Here is a 3,140-nt window from a genome sequence, read left to right on the forward strand (position 1 = left end):
GGCAAGCAGTAACGAAAAAATTGTGGGTACTAAGGCGATGGGCGAAGCGGTACTCAAGGAATTGGGGGAAAGTAAAAACGCATAGTCGCATCGAAGCATATGCTTTTTAAAGGAACTTATAATGAAGAAAATTATATTTGCCATTTTCATTTTTACTATAGCAATCAGCTCTTACGCCCAACAATATGACAGCGAAAGCGATTTTGACGTGGAACGTGAAGGAAACTGGATAAAGATAACAGGATATTTCGGCGATAAAACCGAAGTAAACATTCCGCCACGCATACAAAATCTTCCCGTTACCAATATTGGAGAAGGTGTTTTTGCCTTTGAAACAAGTCTTACAAGAGTAACCATACCCGACAGCGTTACCGACATTGGACAATGGGCTTTTAAGAATTGCACCAGTCTTGTCAGCGTAAACATACCGAACAATGTTAACAGTATTGGGTTAGCGGCTTTTTCCGGTTGCATTAGACTTACAGGCGTAACTATACCCAACGGAATTACAAGCATTGGTGTGAGTGTTTTTTCCAATTGCGAAAGCCTTACCGTCATAACAATACCCGACAGCGTTACAAGCATTGGAAAAGGGGCTTTTGCCATATGCGAAAGCCTTACCAACATAACCATACCTAACAGCGTTACCAATATTGGGGAAGAGGCTTTTATGTATTGCACCAGCCTTACCGAAATAATCATACCTGCCAGCGTTACCGACATTGGGAAAGGGGCTTTTTCATGGTGCAACAGCCTTACCAGCGTAACGTTTTCAACAGGGAGCAACATCAAAGATGCGAATTTTGGAGGCTACGCCTTCCCTGAAATCAACTTTAGAGGAGGAGACAACTTGAAGACCGCCTACAGTACAGGAAAAGCAGGAACGTATACAAGAGAAAGCGGAGGTCTAAAATGGACAAAGCAATAATGAGAAAGGGATATAATGTATGAAACATAAACTAATAAAATTATTTTATATAAGGAAGAAATTATGAAAAGCGATTCTGTAAACAAAGGCATTGCACGCTCTCCTCATCGAGCACTTTTTAAGGCGTTGGGGTTCATCGAAGAAGAATTTAAAAGACCGCTCATTGGGATTGCCTGTGCGAAAAGCGAAATAGTGCCAGGTCATCTGCACCTTGACAATATCGCTAAAGCGGCGGCGGATGGAGTTCGCATGGCAGGCGGAGTGCCTGTCATCTTTCCGGTAATCGGCGTATGCGACGGAATAGCGATGGGGCATGAGGGAATGAGATACTCACTGCCGACAAGGGAACTTATCGCCGACTCTATTGAATGTATGGCGACAGCCCACGCTTTTGACGCTATTATTTTTATCCCCAACTGCGACAAGATAGTGCCGGGTATGCTGATGGCATCCGCACGGCTTAACCTTCCTTCCGTTTTTGTTTCAGGCGGACCTATGCTTGCCGGACGCAAGGACGGAAAACCGCTTACGCTTACCACAATGTTTGAAGCGGTGGGTGCTGTCGCCGCCGGAAAGATCAGCGAAGCGGAACTTGAGGAGCTTGAAAATCTTTCCTGCCCGGGTTGCGGTTCTTGTGCCGGAATGTTTACGGCAAACTCGATGAACTGCGTGACGGAAGCTCTTGGCATGGCTCTGCCGGGCAACGGCACTATACCTGCGGTAATGGCGGAGCGTATTCGCCTTGCAAAAAAAACTGGAATGTTAATTATGGACGTTCTTAAAAAAGACCTGCGTCCCAAAAATATACTTACACAAAAAGCGTTTATGAACGCCCTCGCTCTCGACATGGCACTTGGCTGTTCAACAAATACCGCACTTCATCTGCCTGCGATTGCCGGGGAAGCAGGCTTCAAACTCGATCTTGAACTTCTTAACAAGGTAAGTGCCGTTACTCCTAACCTCTGCCGTCTTGCCCCCGCCGGAAAAGACGCAATCGAAGACTTGCACACGGCAGGAGGAATTCCGGCTGTCTTAAAGGAACTTTCCAAAAAGAATTTGATCGATCTTAAAGCCGCAACTGTGTACGGCTGTCTTGGCGACTCATTGGAAAAAGCGGAAAACCGCAACCCCGATGTCATAAGACCGATTGAAAACCCCTACTCTGCGACAGGCGGTCTTGCCGCCTTGAAGGGAAACATCGCTCAAGACGGCTGTGTCGTAAAGCGAAGTGCGGTAGCGGCTTCCATGTTGAAGCACGAAGGACCTGCCAGAGTTTTCGATTCCGAGGAAACGGCATTTGACGCTATCATGGGCAAAAAAATAAAAGCTGGAGACGTTGTCGTTATCCGTTACGAAGGACCAAAGGGCGGTCCCGGCATGAAGGAAATGCTCGCTCCCACCGCCGCTCTCGCAGGCATGGGGCTTGACGACAAAGTCGCACTGATTACTGACGGACGTTTTTCCGGTGCTTCCAAAGGTGCGTCTATCGGACACGTCTCGCCGGAAGCCGCATTGGGTGGAAACATCGGCATCATTAACGAAGGCGACATTATAGCGATTGATATTGACGAGCTTTCGATAAATGTAAAGATAAGCGATGAAGAAATTGAGCGGCGGCGAAAAAATTGGAAGCCTCTTTCCAAGAACCCCAGCGGTTACCTCGCACGTTATGCCGCCCAAGTAGGGTCAGCCGCATCAGGAGCGGTCTTTGCGGAACCGCATAAAGGAGATTAAAATGCAGTACACAGGTGCACAAATATTAGTGGAGTCTCTGATTGAGCAGGGAGTGGATACGATTTTCGGGTATCCAGGCGGCGCTGTCTTAAATATTTATGATGAACTTTTCAAACACAGCGACAAGATTCGCCATATCCTTGTAAGCCATGAGCAACACGCCGCCCATGCCGCTGACGGCTACGCCCGCTCCACAGGAAAGACAGGCGTGTGCCTAGCCACTTCGGGACCGGGAGCTACAAATCTTATAACCGGAATCGCCACGGCGTACATGGATTCAATTCCTCTTGTTGCGATTACAGGCAACGTCCCCACTGGCATTTTGGGCAAGGACAGTTTTCAGGAAGTTGACATTACAGGCATCTCCATGCCAATAGTAAAACACAATTGGATTGTAAAAAATGTTGACGACCTTGCGGAAATTATCCGTGAAGCGTTTGAGCTTGCATCGTCAGGTCGTCCCGGACCGGTACTTATC

Annotated in this window: 3 protein-coding genes; all 3 read left to right on the forward strand. The window is 47.5% G+C overall.

The annotated features are described in order from the left end of the window. Nucleotides 1–121: 121 nt before the first annotated feature. Nucleotides 122–928: a leucine-rich repeat domain-containing protein gene (locus tag ACYVTD_RS11010; protein ID WP_461247817.1), complete on the forward strand. Its 807-nt coding sequence runs from the start codon at nt 122–124 to the stop codon at nt 926–928. A gap of 63 nt (nt 929–991) precedes the next feature. Next, the gene (gene ilvD / locus ACYVTD_RS11015; protein ID WP_461247818.1) at nt 992–2,662 is read left to right on the forward strand and encodes a dihydroxy-acid dehydratase; all 1,671 of its coding nucleotides are present in this window, start codon (nt 992–994) and stop codon (nt 2,660–2,662) included. Between the two features lies 1 nt (nt 2,663). After that, nucleotides 2,664–3,140 (forward strand): thiamine pyrophosphate-binding protein (locus ACYVTD_RS11020; RefSeq protein WP_461247819.1); only part of this gene is annotated, 477 nt, incomplete at its 3' end.

This window comes from Treponema sp. R6D11, from assembly GCF_054786075.1.